Annotated in this window: 14 protein-coding genes and 1 tRNA gene; 8 read left to right on the top strand and 7 right to left on the bottom strand. The window is 67.1% G+C overall.

Annotation, left to right across the window (positions count from 1 at the left end; translation table 11 throughout):
* Together VL15_RS08155 and VL15_RS08150 are read left to right on the top strand one after the other, a co-directional pair.
* Entirely contained in the window at nucleotides 1-681 is a 681-nt protein-coding gene (locus VL15_RS08155) for an amino acid ABC transporter permease (protein WP_048244721.1), read from the top strand.
* Nucleotides 678-1436 carry an amino acid ABC transporter ATP-binding protein gene (locus VL15_RS08150; protein ID WP_048244720.1) on the top strand — a complete coding sequence of 253 codons (759 nt, stop codon included), beginning with the start codon at nucleotides 678-680 and terminating at the stop codon, nucleotides 1434-1436. The genes VL15_RS08155 and VL15_RS08150 overlap by 4 nt, the downstream gene beginning before the upstream one ends.
* Before the next feature lie 21 nt (nucleotides 1437-1457).
* On the opposite strand, the gene VL15_RS08145 is transcribed toward VL15_RS08150, so the two are convergent.
* Together VL15_RS08145 and VL15_RS08140 are read right to left on the bottom strand one after the other, a co-directional pair.
* Nucleotides 1458-2507, bottom strand: coding sequence for a DUF3592 domain-containing protein (locus tag VL15_RS08145; RefSeq protein ID WP_048244718.1), 1050 nt, complete (start codon nucleotides 2505-2507; stop codon nucleotides 1458-1460).
* Nucleotides 2508-2695: 188 nt separating this feature from the next.
* A tRNA-Lys gene (locus tag VL15_RS08140) sits at nucleotides 2696-2771 on the bottom strand.
* A gap of 190 nt (nucleotides 2772-2961) precedes the next feature.
* Here VL15_RS08140 and VL15_RS08135 point away from each other — a divergent pair.
* Together VL15_RS08135 and VL15_RS08130 are read left to right on the top strand one after the other, a co-directional pair.
* Entirely contained in the window at nucleotides 2962-3366 is a 405-nt protein-coding gene (locus VL15_RS08135) for a PaaI family thioesterase (protein WP_048244716.1), read from the top strand.
* Between the two features lie 8 nt (nucleotides 3367-3374).
* On the top strand, nucleotides 3375-4241 hold the full coding sequence (locus VL15_RS08130) for a patatin-like phospholipase family protein (RefSeq protein WP_048244714.1): 867 nt from the start codon (nucleotides 3375-3377) through the stop codon (nucleotides 4239-4241).
* Nucleotides 4242-4295: 54 nt separating this feature from the next.
* On the opposite strand, the gene VL15_RS08125 is transcribed toward VL15_RS08130, so the two are convergent.
* Complete coding sequence (locus VL15_RS08125) at nucleotides 4296-5309, bottom strand: D-2-hydroxyacid dehydrogenase family protein (protein ID WP_048244785.1); 1014 nt, start codon at nucleotides 5307-5309, stop codon at nucleotides 4296-4298.
* A 423-nt stretch (nucleotides 5310-5732) separates the two neighbouring features.
* Between VL15_RS08125 and VL15_RS08120 the strand changes: the two genes are divergently transcribed.
* Nucleotides 5733-6782: a LysR family transcriptional regulator gene (locus tag VL15_RS08120; RefSeq protein ID WP_048244712.1), complete on the top strand. Its 1050-nt coding sequence runs from the start codon at nucleotides 5733-5735 to the stop codon at nucleotides 6780-6782.
* A gap of 129 nt (nucleotides 6783-6911) precedes the next feature.
* Here VL15_RS08120 and VL15_RS08115 read toward each other — a convergent pair whose 3' ends face one another.
* From VL15_RS08115 to VL15_RS43110, 4 genes are all read right to left on the bottom strand, one after another.
* Nucleotides 6912-9533, bottom strand: a complete 2622-nt coding sequence (locus VL15_RS08115; RefSeq protein WP_048244711.1) for a DNA topoisomerase III — start codon at nucleotides 9531-9533, stop codon at nucleotides 6912-6914.
* A gap of 192 nt (nucleotides 9534-9725) precedes the next feature.
* Nucleotides 9726-10106 (bottom strand): thioredoxin family protein, encoded by a 381-nt coding sequence (locus VL15_RS08110; RefSeq protein ID WP_048244708.1) that lies wholly within the window; start codon nucleotides 10104-10106, stop codon nucleotides 9726-9728.
* 38 nt (nucleotides 10107-10144) lie between these two features.
* Nucleotides 10145-11473, bottom strand: coding sequence for a DNA-processing protein DprA (gene dprA, locus VL15_RS08105; RefSeq protein WP_048244706.1), 1329 nt, complete (start codon nucleotides 11471-11473; stop codon nucleotides 10145-10147).
* 13 nt (nucleotides 11474-11486) lie between these two features.
* Nucleotides 11487-11660, bottom strand: coding sequence for a hypothetical protein (locus VL15_RS43110; RefSeq protein WP_226800059.1), 174 nt, complete (start codon nucleotides 11658-11660; stop codon nucleotides 11487-11489).
* On the opposite strand from VL15_RS43110, the gene def reads away from it, so the two are divergent.
* The 3 genes from def (at nucleotide 11659) to VL15_RS08090 (ending at nucleotide 13932) form a co-directional block, all read left to right on the top strand.
* The gene (gene def / locus VL15_RS08100; RefSeq protein ID WP_048244704.1) at nucleotides 11659-12162 is read left to right on the top strand and encodes a peptide deformylase; all 504 of its coding nucleotides are present in this window, start codon (nucleotides 11659-11661) and stop codon (nucleotides 12160-12162) included. The two genes, VL15_RS43110 and def, sit on opposite strands and share 2 nt — an antisense overlap.
* A 34-nt stretch (nucleotides 12163-12196) precedes the next feature.
* A complete protein-coding gene (gene fmt, locus VL15_RS08095) occupies nucleotides 12197-13180 on the top strand; it encodes a methionyl-tRNA formyltransferase (protein ID WP_048244703.1) in 984 nt (327 codons plus the stop codon).
* A gap of 110 nt (nucleotides 13181-13290) precedes the next feature.
* The gene (locus VL15_RS08090) at nucleotides 13291-13932 is read left to right on the top strand and encodes a LysE family translocator (protein WP_048244701.1); all 642 of its coding nucleotides are present in this window, start codon (nucleotides 13291-13293) and stop codon (nucleotides 13930-13932) included.
* The last annotated feature ends 15 nt before the right edge of the window (nucleotides 13933-13947 follow it).

The raw sequence follows: 13947 nt of genomic DNA, 5'->3' as shown, positions 1-13947 counted from the left end.
ATGCCGCCCTGGCTGCACCTGATGGCGGAATCGTTGCGGCCCCTGCTTTACGCGGGGCTCGTGTTTACGGTTCCGCTCACGCTCGCGTCGTTCGCGATCGGCCTGCTGCTCGCGTTCGGCGCGGCGCTCGCGCGCCTGTTCGGGCCGCGCTGGGCGCAAGCCGTCGTGCGTTTCTATATCTGGCTGTTCCGCGGCTCGCCGCTGCTCGTGCAACTGTTCGTAATCTTCTACGGGTTGCCGAGCGTCGGCATCGTGCTCGACCCGTTGACGGCCGCCGTGCTCGGCTTCTCGCTGAACGTCGGTGCGTACAACGCCGAGGTGATCCGCGGCGTGATCGAATCGATCCCGAAGGGGCAGTGGGAAGCCGCGTACTCGATGGCGATGACGCGCGCGCAGGCGCTGCGCCGTGCGATCCTGCCGCAGGCCGCGCGCGTCGCGCTGCCCGCACTGTCGAACTCGTTCATCTCGCTCGTGAAGGACACGTCGCTTGCGGCCGTGCTGACCGTGCCTGAAATCTTCCAGGCCGCGCAGCGCATCGCGGCCGTGACCTACGAGCCGCTGATCCTCTATACCGAAGCCGCGGTGATCTACCTGCTGTTCAGTTCGGTGCTGTCCACGCTGCAACGTCGCCTCGAAACCCGTTTCGGCCGTCATGCGCTGTTCCAGGCGGAGTTGCGATGATTCGTCTCGAACGCATCGACAAGTCGTTCGGCGCGCATCGCGTGCTGAGCGCGATCGATCTTGCATTGCAGCCGGGCAGCGTGACCGCGCTGATCGGGCCGTCCGGCAGCGGCAAGAGCACGCTGCTGCGCTGCGTGAACCTGCTCGAAGTGCCCGAGGCGGGCAGGCTCGTTGTCGGCGATGCGCGCATCGACTTCGCACCGGCGCGCCGGCCGTCGCGCGACGCCGTGTTCGCGGTGCGCCGGCAAACCGGCATGGTGTTCCAGAATTTCCAGTTGTTTCCGCATCTGAGCGTCGTGCAGAACGTGATGGAGGGGCTGGTGACCGTGCAGCGCTGGCCGCGCGAGCGCGCACGCGAACGGGCGCTCGCGCTGCTCGACAAGGTCGGCATCGCGGCGAAGGCCGACGCATGGCCCGCGACGCTGTCGGGCGGCCAGCAGCAGCGTGTGGCCATTGCGCGCGCGCTCGCGCCGTCGCCGCAGGTGTTGTTGTGCGACGAGCCGACGTCGGCACTCGATCCCGAGTTGTCCATCGAGGTGGTCGAGGTATTGCGCCAGCTCGCACGCGAAGGCACGACGATGCTGATGGCCACGCACGACCTGCGCCTGGCCGCGTCGATCGCGCACGATGCGGTGTTTCTCGCCGACGGCCGCATCGTCGAGGCCGGTGCGTCGCGCGACCTGTTCGGCCGGCCGCGCGATCCGCGCACCGCGAAGTTCATCGCGACGCTCGCGCAAGGCGTGCCGGCGTTCTGACGCGCGGCTGGCGAGCGATCGTCATTGAGCGGCTTCGTGCGGCCGATGTTCGGGCCACAGCGTCGCGGCGACGAACAGCCCGGCCGCGAGGAACGGCGCGCCGATCGCGAACAGGATGGCCGTGAGGCCCCAGCGATCCCAGAAGCGATCGACGACCGCGCGCTCGGGCGTGACCGGGTCATACAGCACATTGACCGCGTCGCCTTCGCGCAGGCCCGGATGCGACGACGCCGAGCCCTGGGCGAACGTGATCTGGCGCCCGCTGTCGGTCGTGAATGCGACGATCGCCGAATACAGCGACGTGCGCGTGCGGGGTGACCGGGCATTTTTTGCGATCTCGACGACATGGCCGGTCGAGCGCGCATAGAGGTGGACGATCTGCCACTGACGCAACCCGGCCGCGCCGGCGCCGGCCAGGAAGCCGGTGCCGATCGCGATCGGAATCAGCACGATCGCGACATCCCAGCGGCGCCGCGCCTGCTTGCGCTTGGCCCGGGTCGGCGGTGTGTCGAATTGCCGGCGGTGGCGCTCGCCGACGGTCAGCAGGACGCCGATCGCGAACGACGCGATGGCGAGCAGCGCCGTCACCGCAGCCGGAAACCAGCGTTGCGCGAAATCGTCGATCAGTGCGGGACGGTCGGGATGGGCGGGGTCGAGCAGGACGTCGACGTTCTCGCCGATGTCGTACGCGGGCACGGTCGACGCGGTATTGCCGGCGACCTCGCGGCGCTGGCCGTCGTTCGCGAGGTACGCGACGATCGGCCGGTACGCGCGCATCGCGTCGCTGTCCTGCACGATGCGCACGACCGTGCCCGGCGCGCGGACCAGGTGGCCGGTCGCGCGGCCGGCCGTGACTGTGAGCACGCCCGCCAGCACGAGCAGCACGACGCCGAGCGCCAGCGCGGCGAGCGCGTCCTTACCCGGCATGGCCGGATCCGGTTCGTGCGTCGCGCGGCGGATTCGGAGGGGATCGGGTGAACGGCGTGTCCCGACGGACAGGCCGATATCGGCGCAACCAGGCCCTCTGAATGGTCGCGTCTCGGTTACATGCTTCCATGTCTGACGTCCCATGTTCTCTCAGTGCCGGCGGGCAAACGGCAGTGCCTGCGCCGGTCGTGTGATATTTGTCGGACGATTCTAGCGGAAACGATGCGCGAGGGGCGTACGGTTGCGTACCGTGACAGGCGCGGGCCGCCACGAGCGGGCGGCGGAAATGAAAAAGGCCGGTCAGCTTGCGCTGACCGGCCTTTTTGAATTCCTGGTGGGGCGTGAGTGACTCGAACACTCGACCTACGGATTAAGAGTCCGCTGCTCTACCAACTGAGCTAACGCCCCCAACAGAAGAAAGATTATGCATGGGTAATTCAGGCTTGGCAAGTCCTTTCTGCGAATTTCCTCAAAATATTTCGTCAAGACTACGGCAGCTGTCGGCGCGGTAACGAGCGATCGCAGTTTGCGCGGTCCCGGTATGATGACGCCACACGCGTTGCGCGGCGGTCGCGCAACGCTTTCTGGGTATTCGAAGATGGACGAAAACGCAGTCCGCGAATTGCTGGATCGCCTGCTGGCCCCATGGGTCCGCTCGCTCGGTCTGGTCCCCGTGTCGATCGGCGACGACAGCGTCACGCTGCGCCTGCCGTTTTCCGGCGAGTTCCGCCATTCGGGCGGCGTGATCTGCGGCCAGGTGTTCACGGCGGCCGCCGACACCGCGATGGTGGTCGCGATCTCGTCCGCGCTCGGCGAGTTCCGGCCGATGACGACCGTGTCGCTGAACACCAACTTCATGCGTCCCGTGCGCAAGGGCGACGTGCTCGTCACCGCGCGCGTGCTGCGGATGGGCCGCAACCTCGTGTTCGGCGAAGTCGAGCTGTTCGACGAGGACGGCAAGATGGCCGTCCACGCGACGTCGACCTACGCGCTCGTCAGCTGAGCGGCGCGATGTTCGACCAGATCGTTTTTGCGGGCGGCGGCAATCGCTGCTGGTGGCAGGCCGGCTTCTGGGACGTCGCGCAGCCGGCACTCGAGCTGCGCCCGCGCGTGATCACCGGCATCTCGGCCGGCGCGGCGACCGCGTGCATGCTGTATACGCGCGACGCCGCGTGGGTGATGCGCTATTACGAAGAGGCACTGCGCCACAACCGGAAGAACGCGTACTGGGGCAACCTGTTCGGGCGCGAGCCCGTGTTTCCGCACTACCGCATCTACCGTCAGGCCTTGCTCGACATCTACGGCGAGCCGTTCGCGAAGCTCGCCGCTGCACCGGAGATCCGCATCGGCGTGTCGCACGTGCCGCGCTGGCTCGGTGCGCGCAGTGCCGTTGCTGCCGGCCTCGTCGCGTACAACATCGAGAAGTACGTGCGCAAGACGCTGCACCCGACGCTCGGGCGCACGCTCGGCTTCCGGCCCGAATTCGTGCGCGCTCAGGCCTGCACGCAAGTCGAGGAACTCGCCGACCTGATCCTGCAGTCGTCCTGCACGCCGCCGTTTACGCCGGTGCTGCGCCGCGGCGGCCGGCCCGTGCTCGACGGCGGGATGGTCGACAACGTGCCGGTCGACGCACTCGACCCGTCGCCCGGCGACGTGCTGGTGCTCGTCACGCGGCTGTATCCGCGCCCGCAGATGTTTACGGTCGCGCATGGCGACCAGCGGCGGCTGTACGTACAGCCGTCGAGCAAGGTGCCGATTTCGAGCTGGGATTACACGAGCCCGTCGCAGATGCGGCATGCGTACGACCTCGGGCGGCGCGACGGCGAGCATTTCCTCACGCGCGTCGACGCGATGACGGGCGGCCGCGTGGCCGCCTGAAGACGGGGAACGGAGCGGCGGGGCCGCGCGGCGCGCGCAGCCCGGCCCGTGTGATCAGCGCTTGCGGATCGGCGTCAGCGCTTCCGGGTTGGCGACGCTCGACATGTCGCCCTGGTCGAACGCGAGGATGTTCCTGAACGCCGCGCTGAAATAAAGCTCGTAGCTTTCGCGTTCGACGTAGCCGATGTGCGGCGTGCAGATCACGTTTTCCATCCGCAGCAGGCTGTAGCCCTGCAGGATCGGCTCGCTCTCGAACACGTCGATCGCAACCATCCCCGGACGGTTGTGCGACAGCGCGTTGACGAGCGCGTTTTCCTCGAGCAGTTCCGCGCGGCTCGTGTTGACGAGCAGCGACGTCGGCTTCATCCGCATCAGGTCTTCCTGCTTGACGATCCCGCGCGTGTCATCGTGCATGCGCAGATGCAGCGACAGCACATCGCTCTGCTCGAACAGCGCTTCGCGGCTTTCGGCGGCCGTATAGCCGTCGGCGCGCGCGGCCTCGAGCGAATGCTCGCGGCCCCAGATCAGCACGTTCATCCCGAACGCCTTGCCGTAGCCGGCGACGAGCCGGCCGATCTTGCCGTAGCCCCAGATGCCGAGCGTCTGGCCGCGCAGCACCTGGCCGAGGCCGAAGTTCGGCGGCATGGCCGACGTCTTCAGGCCCGACTGCTGCCATGCGCCCTGCTTCAGGTTCGCGACGTATTGCGGAATGCGGCGCTGGGCGGCCATCACGAGCGCCCAGGTCAGTTCGGCGGGCGCGACCGGCGAGCCCGTGCCTTCGAGCACCGCGATGCCGCGGTCGGTACAGGCTTCGAGATCGATGTGGCTCGAGACGCGGCCGGTCTGGCTGATCATGCGCAGGTTCGGCAGCTTGGCGAGCAGTTGCGACGAAATCGGGGTCCGTTCGCGAATCAGCACGAGCGCCTCGACTTCCGCCAGACGGCTCGCGAGCTGTCCCAGGCCGCGCACCGTGTTGTTGAAGACCTTCACGTCGTGGTCGGCAAGCATCTCGAAGCAGTTCAGCTTGCGGACGGCGTCCTGGTAGTCGTCGAGGATGGCAATTTTCATGGTGAGCGGGTGTCGCGCGTTGAAAGCGGCGGCGGCGGCGCACATCGCGCACCCGTCCCGCCCGGCCGGGGCCGACATGATGCTACGTCGGCTGCCTTCATGGTGTCTTTTTAACAGGTTGTTACGCTCCGCCGCAATTGGCGGCAGCCACACCTGGCGCCGCTCGCGTGCGGTACGGCCGGGTGCGCTGTTGTGTCGCATCAAATACGTCTTTCCTGATTCGGCTGCTTACTCGACGAGGTTCACCCAATTGTTGCTTCAATCGGAATAGTTGGATCAACTATCCGCAGATGGCGAGGATTTTTGACTATTTTTATCGTCAACCGGGGCTTTGTTGAGCAACTCTGCATCATTTCCGCTGTCGTAGGAGAATTACGCATTTGCTTCATCTTTTTGAAGTTGTAACAGCGGCAGGAGTCGTTTATGGATCATTTGCAGTCGATGCGCGTGTTCGTCAAGGTTGCTGATCTCGGCAGTTTCGCGCGGGCCGCGAGCGCAATGGATATCTCCAACGCGGTCGCGACGCGTCACGTCGCCGATCTGGAAGGTCGGCTCGGCACGCGTTTGCTGAACCGCACCACCCGCAGCCTTTCCCTGACGGAGTCCGGTCAGGTCTATCTGGAGCGTGCTCGCCAGATCCTCGATGAGCTCGAGGACGTCGAGCAGATGGTCGTTGCGCGCAATCACGAGCCGGTCGGCACGCTGCGCATCGTCGCGCCGGTCGTGTTCGGCCTGCACAACCTCGCGCCCGTGTTGCAGTCGTACACGGAGAATTTCCCGAAAGTGGTGCCGGATCTCACGCTGGTCGACCGGCAGGTCGATCTCGTCGAGGAAGGCTTCGACGTTGGCATCGTCGTCACGCGCCAGATGCGCAGCGCGAGCATCGTCACGCGGCGGCTGACCACGGGCTGCATGACCGTGTGCGCAACGCCGAGCTATCTGGAGAAGCATGGCGTGCCGACGCATCCGGAGCAGCTCGTCGCGCACCCGAGCCTGAGCCTGCCGGCCGAATACTGGGGCGACGAGCGCGTGTTCACGGGGCCGGACGGCGAAGTGCGCGTGCGCCCGACCAACGTGATCGTCGCGAACAACACGGCGATGCTGCGCCAGTTCGCGCTGCTCGGGATGGGGGTCGCGATCCTGCCGAGCTATCTGATCGGCAGCGACATCGCGCACGGCGCACTCGTGCGGCTGCTGCCGGATTTCCGGCTGCCGCAGGTCGAAATCAACATCGCTTACCCGAGCCGGCGCCATTTGCCCGCGAAGGTGCGCACGTTCATCGATCACCTCGTCGAGCATTTCAGTCACTCGACCGAAGCGACGATCGGCGAGCAGTGGGCCGCGCAAGGTGCGACGCTCGCGCCGATCGGCGTCGAGACACGTGCCGAGCAGCCCGAGGCGGCCGACCCGAATCTGTCGCCGCGTCTGCCGCGTTCGCCTCGCACGCGCGTCGCGGTGCCGTCGCCGCTGTAACGGCGCGACGGCAGGGCGGCGGTTGCCGCCGGCACCAAGAAAAAACGCGGATCGAGCGATCGATCCGCGTTTTTTTATGGCTGCCTGCCGGAGCCTGATCCACCGGGGAAGGCCCCGGCGATCTGACCGTTACGAGCCCGTCTTGCGCGCCGTCGTTTTGCGAGCGGCGGTTTTGGTGGCAGTCTTGGCCGCGGTCTTGCGGGCCGGTGCCGGTTTCTCCTCGGCGCCTTCCGTGACGGTTTCGGCATCCTTTGTCGCCGATTTTGCCGTCTTCTTCGCGGCGGCGGCCTTCGGTTCCTTCTTCTCGAACTCGAAGCCGATCTTGCCGTCCGGCTGCTTCACGAGGAACGCCTTGAAGTTGCGGCCCGTACGCGACGACTTGAAGTTCGGCAGCAGATCCGTGCGGCCGTCGGCGAGCAGCTTGCCCATCTGCTCGCGCGTGATTTCCTGCTGCAGGATCACCTTGCCCGAGCGGAAGTCGCAGGTCTTCGGGTTCGCGACCGAGTGCTCGCACACGTAGCTCATCCCGTGCTCGAATACGCGGCCCTTGCACTTCGGGCATGCGCCGACCGGCTCCTGCGCGGAGAAGTCGGGCGCTTCGCCGTCCTCGCCGCCCTGGTCCTGGCCGAAATCGAACTCGAGCTTGTAGTTCTTCGTCTCGTCGTCGAAGGACAGCTTGAGGATCGCCGAGAACGGGCGGCCCATCTTGCTGCGGAACCCGGACAGCGGGCCGATTTCCTTCTTCTGCAGCAACTCCTCGACTTCCGGGATCTCGAACTGCCGGCTACCCGGGATCTTCGAGATCGAGAACTCGCACTTCGTGCATGCGAAGCGGCGGTAGTTTTCCTTCACCTGGCCGCCGCAGTTCGGGCACGGCGTCTCGAGCGTCGCGTAGTCGCCGGGGATCGTGTCGGAATCGTATTCCTTCGCGCGCTTGACGATCTGCTGCGTCATGCGGGCGATTTCCTGCATGAACGCGTCACGCCCGAGGTTGCCGCGCTCCATCTGCGACAGCTTGTATTCCCATTCTCCGGTGAGCTCGGGCGCGGTCAGTTCCTTCACGCCGAGCCCGCGCAAGAGCGTCATCAGCTGGAATGCCTTCGCGGTCGGGATCATTTCGCGACCCTCGCGCAGCAGGTATTTCTCGCCGAGCAGGCCTTCGATGATCGCCGCGCGCGTGGCCGGCGTGCCGAGGCCCTTCGCGGCCATCGCCTCACGCAGCTCGTCGTCCTCGACCAGCTTGCCGGCGCCCTCCATCGCGGACAGCAGCGTCGCTTCCGAGTAGCGGGCCGGCGGTTTCGTCACGAGTGCGACCGCGGCGATCTCGTCCGTCTTCACCTTCTCGTCCTTCTGCACCGGCACGAGATTCGCGTCCGCGCCTTCGGCGTCGCGGCCGTACACCTGCAGCCAGCCCGGCTCGACGAGCACCTTGCCTTCGGTCTTGAAGCGATGGCCGACCACCTCGGTGATCCGTGTCGTGACGCGGAACTCGGCGGCGGGGAAGAACACCGCGAGGAAGCGCTTCACGACCAGGTCATACAGTTTCTGCTCGGGCTCGGACAGCGCCTTCGGCGCCTGCAGCGTCGGGATGATTGCAAAGTGGTCGGTGATCTTCGAGTTGTCGAAAATCCGCTTGTTCGGCTTCACCCAGCCCTTGTCGAGCACCTGCTTCGCGTGCGGCAGGTAGTTGTTGCTCTCCTTGAGCATCTCGAGCGTCGACTGGACCGTCGCGATGTAGTCTTCCGGCAGCGCGCGCGCGTCGGTACGCGGGTAGGTCAGCACCTTGTGCTTTTCGTACAGCGCCTGCGCGAGGCCGAGCGTGTTTTTCGCGGAGAAGCCGAAGCGGCCGTTCGCTTCGCGCTGCAGGCTCGTCAGGTCGAACAGCAGCGGCGACAGTTGCGTCGACGGCTTTGATTCCTCGGAGACCGTGCCGGTGTGGTCGCGGCACGCGGCGACGATCGTCTCGGCCGCAGGCAGGCTCCACAGACGGGAGTCGCGTTTTTCCGGATCAAATTCGTCGCGCTTGAATTTCGGGTCGAACCACCGGCCTTCGTAGAAGCCGCCGGCGCAGACGAACTGCGCCTTCACTTCCCAGTAGTCGCGCGGGACGAAGCGGCGGATTTTCTCTTCGCGTTCGACGACGATCGACAACGTTGGCGTCTGAACGCGGCCGACGGTCGTCAGGAAGAAGCCGCCGCCCTTGCTGTTGAACGCGGTCATCGCGCGGGTGCCGTTAATCCCGACGAGCCAGTCGGCTTCCGAGCGGCAGCGCGCGGCATCCGCGAGCGGCTGCATGTCCGAATCGCTGCGCAGGTTCGCGAAACCGTCGCGGATCGCCTGCGGCGTCATCGACTGGAGCCACAGGCGCTGGACCGGCTGTTTCGCCTTCGCGTGCTGCGCGATCAGGCGGAAAATCAGTTCGCCCTCGCGCCCCGCGTCACATGCGTTGATCAGGCGGTCGACGTCCTTGCGCTTCAGCAGCTTGGTGAGCACCTTGAGGCGCGACTCGCTTTTTGCGATCGGGTTCAGGTCGAAATGCGGGGGGATGACGGGCAGATGCGCGAAGCTCCATTTCCCGCGCTTGACCTCGTACTCTTCCGGGGCGGCGATTTCCAGCAAGTGGCCGACAGCGGACGAAAGGACGAAATCGTCGCTTTCGTAATACTCGTCATGCTTGGTAAAGCCGCCCAAAGCGCGTGCGATGTCGTTCGCGACAGAAGGCTTTTCCGCAATGATCAGTGCTTTGGACATGACAGGTGTGTGTTGGTAGACCGGGTTCGCCGGTTGTGGGTCCCTTTTACGACCGCTTTATAGCACACGCCGCAGCGACGGCGGCTCAGCGCGTAAAAAGCGGCCCATCATAGAGGGGGGCTGCAACGGCGGCAAGCGCCCGGCACGGCGGGGCGCGCAAACGCGCGAAAAACCGCCGGCCGGCTCGTGAATTCAGGCTTCGACGTTCAGCACATTGCGCAATTTCGGTGCGTGCGGCGCACCGGGTACCGCGCTCAGGTCGGACAGCATCCGCTCGACGATCGCCGCGTGCGGCAGCACCGTGCCGAAGAAGCGGGCGGTGTTGGCATCCTCGATCAGGATCGTCGGGAAGTTCTCGACGTCGAGTTCGTCGAGCCGGTCAGCATGCGTTTCGATATCGATCCAGGCGAAGCAGGCGTCCGGATGCGCGTCGGCGAGCCGGTCGAAGGCCGTCCGGTAGTCGCGGCACGTGCCGCACCAGTCGGCGCACAGACACGCGACCAGCAACGTGCCGGGATCGGCGAGGCGCTCGGCGATCCGATCCGCATCGGTGTCGAGATTCAGCGCGGGCATGGATTTCCTTGGGTATGTCGTCGGCGGCGTGGCTGCCCCTATGCCGGGAAATGTAGCATGCCGTGCGCGGGCGGGGTGGGCGCCGCGTCAAGGCGCGCGAAGCGTCCGCCGGGGAGGCTTGCGACGCGGCCGGCCAGTTCGAGCGCGAGCAGCGCGCGATGCAGCACGTCGTCGGACAGGCCGCTGTGCTCGGCGAGCCATTCGTAGGTGACGGGGCCGTATCCCAATGCGGCGAGCACGGCCTGTTCAGACGGGTTGCCGGGCGGTGGGGGCTGTGCGGTTTCGATTCGGGCCGGCGCGGCGGGATCGGCTCTCCCGATGCCGGCAACGGTGCCGCGGCCGGCGGCTTCGGTTTCCTGCAGGCCGCCGGCGTACGCATCCGGATTTCCGGAGCACGACGCGACAGCCGCCGCGTGCGCCGTCGGTTCGCCCAGCCCGTATTCCTCGAGAACGTCGAGCGGTGCCGCCGTGAGTTTCGCGCCGTCGCGGATCAGTGCGTGGCAGCCCTGCGCGAGCGGCGCGTGGATCGAGCCCGGCATCGCGAACACATCGCGCCCCAGTTCGTTCGCGAGCCGCGCGGTGATCAGCGAGCCGGAGCGCGGGGCGGCCTCGACGACGAGCACACCGACAGCGAGCGCGGCGATCAGCCGGTTGCGCTGCGGGAAATGCGCGGCGCGGGCCGGCGTGCCGAGCGGCCATTCCGACACGATCGCGCCGTGCGCGGCGATCTCGTGGGCGAGCGCACGGTGGCGCGCCGGATAGACGAGATCGGCACCCGTCGCGATCACCGCGATCGTGCCCGACCGGCCGTCGAGCCCGCCACGATGCGCGGCGCCGTCGATCCCGAGCGCGAGGCCCGAGACGATCGAAAGCCCCGCGTCGGACAACTCGCGTGCGAAGCGTGTGGCGTCGGCGAGCCCCTGCGGCGTCGCGTGACGGCTGCCGACCACGGCGAGTCCGCGCGCATTCAGCAGGTCGAGCCGGCCCTTTACATATAGCAGCGGCGGCGGATCGTGCAGATCGCGCAGCCGCGGCGGGTAGGCCGGATGGTTGAGCGTGACGAGCGCATTTCCCGGCGCATCGAGCCACGCAAGTGCGGCGTCGGTGCGTGCGCCGAGATCGTCGCGCTCGCTCGCGCGCACGGCCTGGGCGGCGGCGGGGCTGCTCACGGCGGCGATGGCATGGTCGGACGCGCGCAGCAGTGCTGCCGGCGAGCCGAAGGCGTCGAGCAGCGCCTGCAGCACGGCGGGCGAGAGGCCGGGCGCGTGCGCGAGCTGCAGCCACTCGCGCAGCGCGGAGGCGGTCAGCGCTTGCGGGGACATGAGGCTCCCCTCGAACGCGGCGGCCAGCGGACCGCGTGGCGCCATGATAAAATTTTCATCATCCGAAATACTCGACAGGGCCGCGCGCGCAGGCGCCCGGCCAATTGCAGGAGGCGAGATCCGCGGCATTGATACGCCACGCATCCGCCTCATCTTCATTGCATCCCGGCAGCGGCGCCAGCCGGCCGGATGGCTGATGCGGCACGCCGCTCCACCGAATACCGAACACCATGGCTTTGCTCAATATTCTTCATTACCCCGACAAGCGGCTGCACAAGGTCGCCAAGCCCGTCGACAAGGTCGACGACCGGATCCGCAAGCTCGTCGCCGACATGGCCGAAACCATGTACGCGGCGCCCGGCATCGGCCTCGCGGCCACGCAGGTCGACGTGCACGAGCGTGTGATCGTGATCGACGTTTCCGAGGAGAAGAACGAGCTGCGCGCGTTCATCAACCCCGAGATCGTGTGGTCGAGCGACGAGAAGCAGATCTATGAAGAAGGCTGCCTGTCGGTGCCCGGCATTTACGACGAAGTCGAGCGCCCCGACCACGTGCGCGTGCGCGCGCTCAACGAGCAGGGCGAGGCTTTCGAGCTCGACTGCGAGGGCCTGCTCGCCGTGTGCGTCCAGCACGAGATGGATCACCTGATGGGGCGCGTGTTCGTCGAATACCTGTCGCCGCTCAAGCAGACGCGCATCAAGACGAAGATGAAGAAACTCGAACGCGCGATGTAATGCGCGTTCGCCCTGCCCGATCCCGAACGCTGTCATGACCCATACGTTGCGCGTGATTTTTGCCGGCACGCCGGAATTTGCCGCGGCTGCTCTTGCCGCGATCCACGAGGCCGGTTTTCCGGTGCCGCTCGTGCTCACCCAGCCCGACCGCCCTGCCGGGCGCGGGATGAAACTGCAGGCGAGCGCCGTCAAGCGCTACGCGGTCGAGCACGGGATGCCCGTCGCGCAGCCGCCATCGCTGCGCCGCGCGGGCAAGTACCCGGCGGAGGCGGCCGACGCGATCGAGCTGCTGCGCGCGACCCCGCACGACGTGATGGTGGTCGCCGCGTACGGCCTACTGCTGCCGCAGGAAGTGCTCGACATTCCGCGCGACGGCTGCATCAACATCCATGCGTCGCTGTTGCCGCGCTGGCGCGGCGCCGCGCCGATCCACCGCGCGATCGAGGCGGGTGACGCCGAGACGGGCGTCACGCTGATGCAGATGGACATCGGCCTCGACACCGGCGCGATGATCGAGGAGGCGCGTATCGCGATCGCGCCCGACGACACGACCGCGACCCTGCACGACCGCGTCGCCGCCGAAGGCGCGCGGCTGATCGTCGACGCGCTCGTGCAGCTCGAGCGCGACGGCAAGCTGCCGGCGACGCCGCAGCCGGCCGACGGCGTGACCTATGCGGAAAAGATCGGCAAGCATGAAGCGGCGCTCGACTGGCGCAAGCCGGCCGACGTGCTCGCGCGCCAGGTGCGTGCGTTCGATCCGTTCCCGGGCGGCGTCGCGACGCTCGACGGCGCGGCAATCAAGCTGTGGGCGGCCGAGCCCGTGGCGGCGCACGGTGACGCGGCGCCCGGTACGATCGTCGAAGCCGCGCCGGAAGGCGTGATCGTCGCGTGCGGCAGCGGCGCGCTGCGCGTGACCCAACTGCAGAAGCCGGGCGGCAAGCGGTTGCCCGCACGCGAATTCCTGGCCGGCTCGCCGCTCGCCGCGGGCCAGCGTTTCGCGTTGCCTGACGGGGCCTGACCGTCATTCGACACGACCGGCCAGCCGTGCGCAATTGGCCGGACGGCCGAGTCGCGCGGCGCGGCAGGCGCGCGTAGAATTTCCCTGCGCTTTCCGGTTTCGAGGTTTTCATGTTCGGCATCACCCATTTCGGCTTCTTCGTGCTCGCGGTTTTCCTGCTGAACGTCACGCCCGGCCCCGATACCGCCTACATCGTCGGCCGCAGCGTCGCGCAGGGCCGCGGCGCGGGGCTGATGTCGGCGTTCGGCATTTCGGCCGGCTGCTGCGTTCATGCGCTCGCGTGCGCATTCGGCCTGACCGCGCTGCTCGCGGCGTCGGCTGCCGCGTTCACGGTGATCAAGCTGGTCGGCGCCGCCTACCTGATCTACCTCGGCGTGCGCATGATCGTCACGAAGCAGGCCGCCGCGCCGTCGGGCACCGACGCCGCGCAGGCCGCGGCCGCGAAGCCGCTGCGCCAGCTGTTCATGCAGGGCTTCTGGACGAACGTGCTGAACCCGAAGGTCGTGCTGTTCTTCGTGTCGTTCTTCCCGCAGTTCGTGTCGGCCGACAGCCCGCACAAGGCATGGGCATTCCTGACCCTCGGCGCGGTGTTCGTCGCGATGAGCACGGTCTGGACCAGTCTGGTCGCCTGGGTCGCGGGCAGCGTCACGCAGCGCTTTTCCGGCAAGCCGGGCGTCAAGAAGTGGCTCGATCGCACGGTTGGCAGCGCTTTCGTCGGTCTCGGCCTGCGTCTTGCAACATCACAACGCTGAGATTGAATTTTTCCG

The organism is Burkholderia cepacia, from assembly GCF_001039005.1.
GTDB classification, from domain to species: Bacteria; Pseudomonadota; Gammaproteobacteria; order Burkholderiales; family Burkholderiaceae; genus Burkholderia; species Burkholderia theae.
This window is presented reverse-complemented; position numbering and strand designations above follow the sequence as displayed.

Excerpts from the sequence above, each read along its gene's own strand:
- VL15_RS08155 (WP_048244721.1), top strand. The coding sequence starts at position 1 with ATGCCGCCCTGGCTGCACCTGATGGCGGAATCGTTGCGGCCCCTGCTT.
- VL15_RS08150 (WP_048244720.1), top strand. The coding sequence starts at position 678 with ATGATTCGTCTCGAACGCATCGACAAGTCGTTCGGCGCGCATCGCGTG.
- VL15_RS08145 (WP_048244718.1), bottom strand. The coding sequence starts at position 2,507 with ATGGGACGTCAGACATGGAAGCATGTAACCGAGACGCGACCATTCAGA.
- VL15_RS08135 (WP_048244716.1), top strand. The coding sequence starts at position 2,962 with ATGGACGAAAACGCAGTCCGCGAATTGCTGGATCGCCTGCTGGCCCCA.
- VL15_RS08130 (WP_048244714.1), top strand. The coding sequence starts at position 3,375 with ATGTTCGACCAGATCGTTTTTGCGGGCGGCGGCAATCGCTGCTGGTGG.
- VL15_RS08125 (WP_048244785.1), bottom strand. The coding sequence starts at position 5,309 with ATGAAAATTGCCATCCTCGACGACTACCAGGACGCCGTCCGCAAGCTG.
- VL15_RS08120 (WP_048244712.1), top strand. The coding sequence starts at position 5,733 with ATGGATCATTTGCAGTCGATGCGCGTGTTCGTCAAGGTTGCTGATCTC.
- VL15_RS08115 (WP_048244711.1), bottom strand. The coding sequence starts at position 9,533 with ATGTCCAAAGCACTGATCATTGCGGAAAAGCCTTCTGTCGCGAACGAC.
- VL15_RS08110 (WP_048244708.1), bottom strand. The coding sequence starts at position 10,106 with ATGCCCGCGCTGAATCTCGACACCGATGCGGATCGGATCGCCGAGCGC.
- dprA (WP_048244706.1), bottom strand. The coding sequence starts at position 11,473 with ATGGCGCCACGCGGTCCGCTGGCCGCCGCGTTCGAGGGGAGCCTCATG.
- def (WP_048244704.1), top strand. The coding sequence starts at position 11,659 with ATGGCTTTGCTCAATATTCTTCATTACCCCGACAAGCGGCTGCACAAG.
- VL15_RS43110 (WP_226800059.1), bottom strand. The coding sequence starts at position 11,660 with ATGGTGTTCGGTATTCGGTGGAGCGGCGTGCCGCATCAGCCATCCGGC.
- fmt (WP_048244703.1), top strand. The coding sequence starts at position 12,197 with ATGACCCATACGTTGCGCGTGATTTTTGCCGGCACGCCGGAATTTGCC.
- VL15_RS08090 (WP_048244701.1), top strand. The coding sequence starts at position 13,291 with ATGTTCGGCATCACCCATTTCGGCTTCTTCGTGCTCGCGGTTTTCCTG.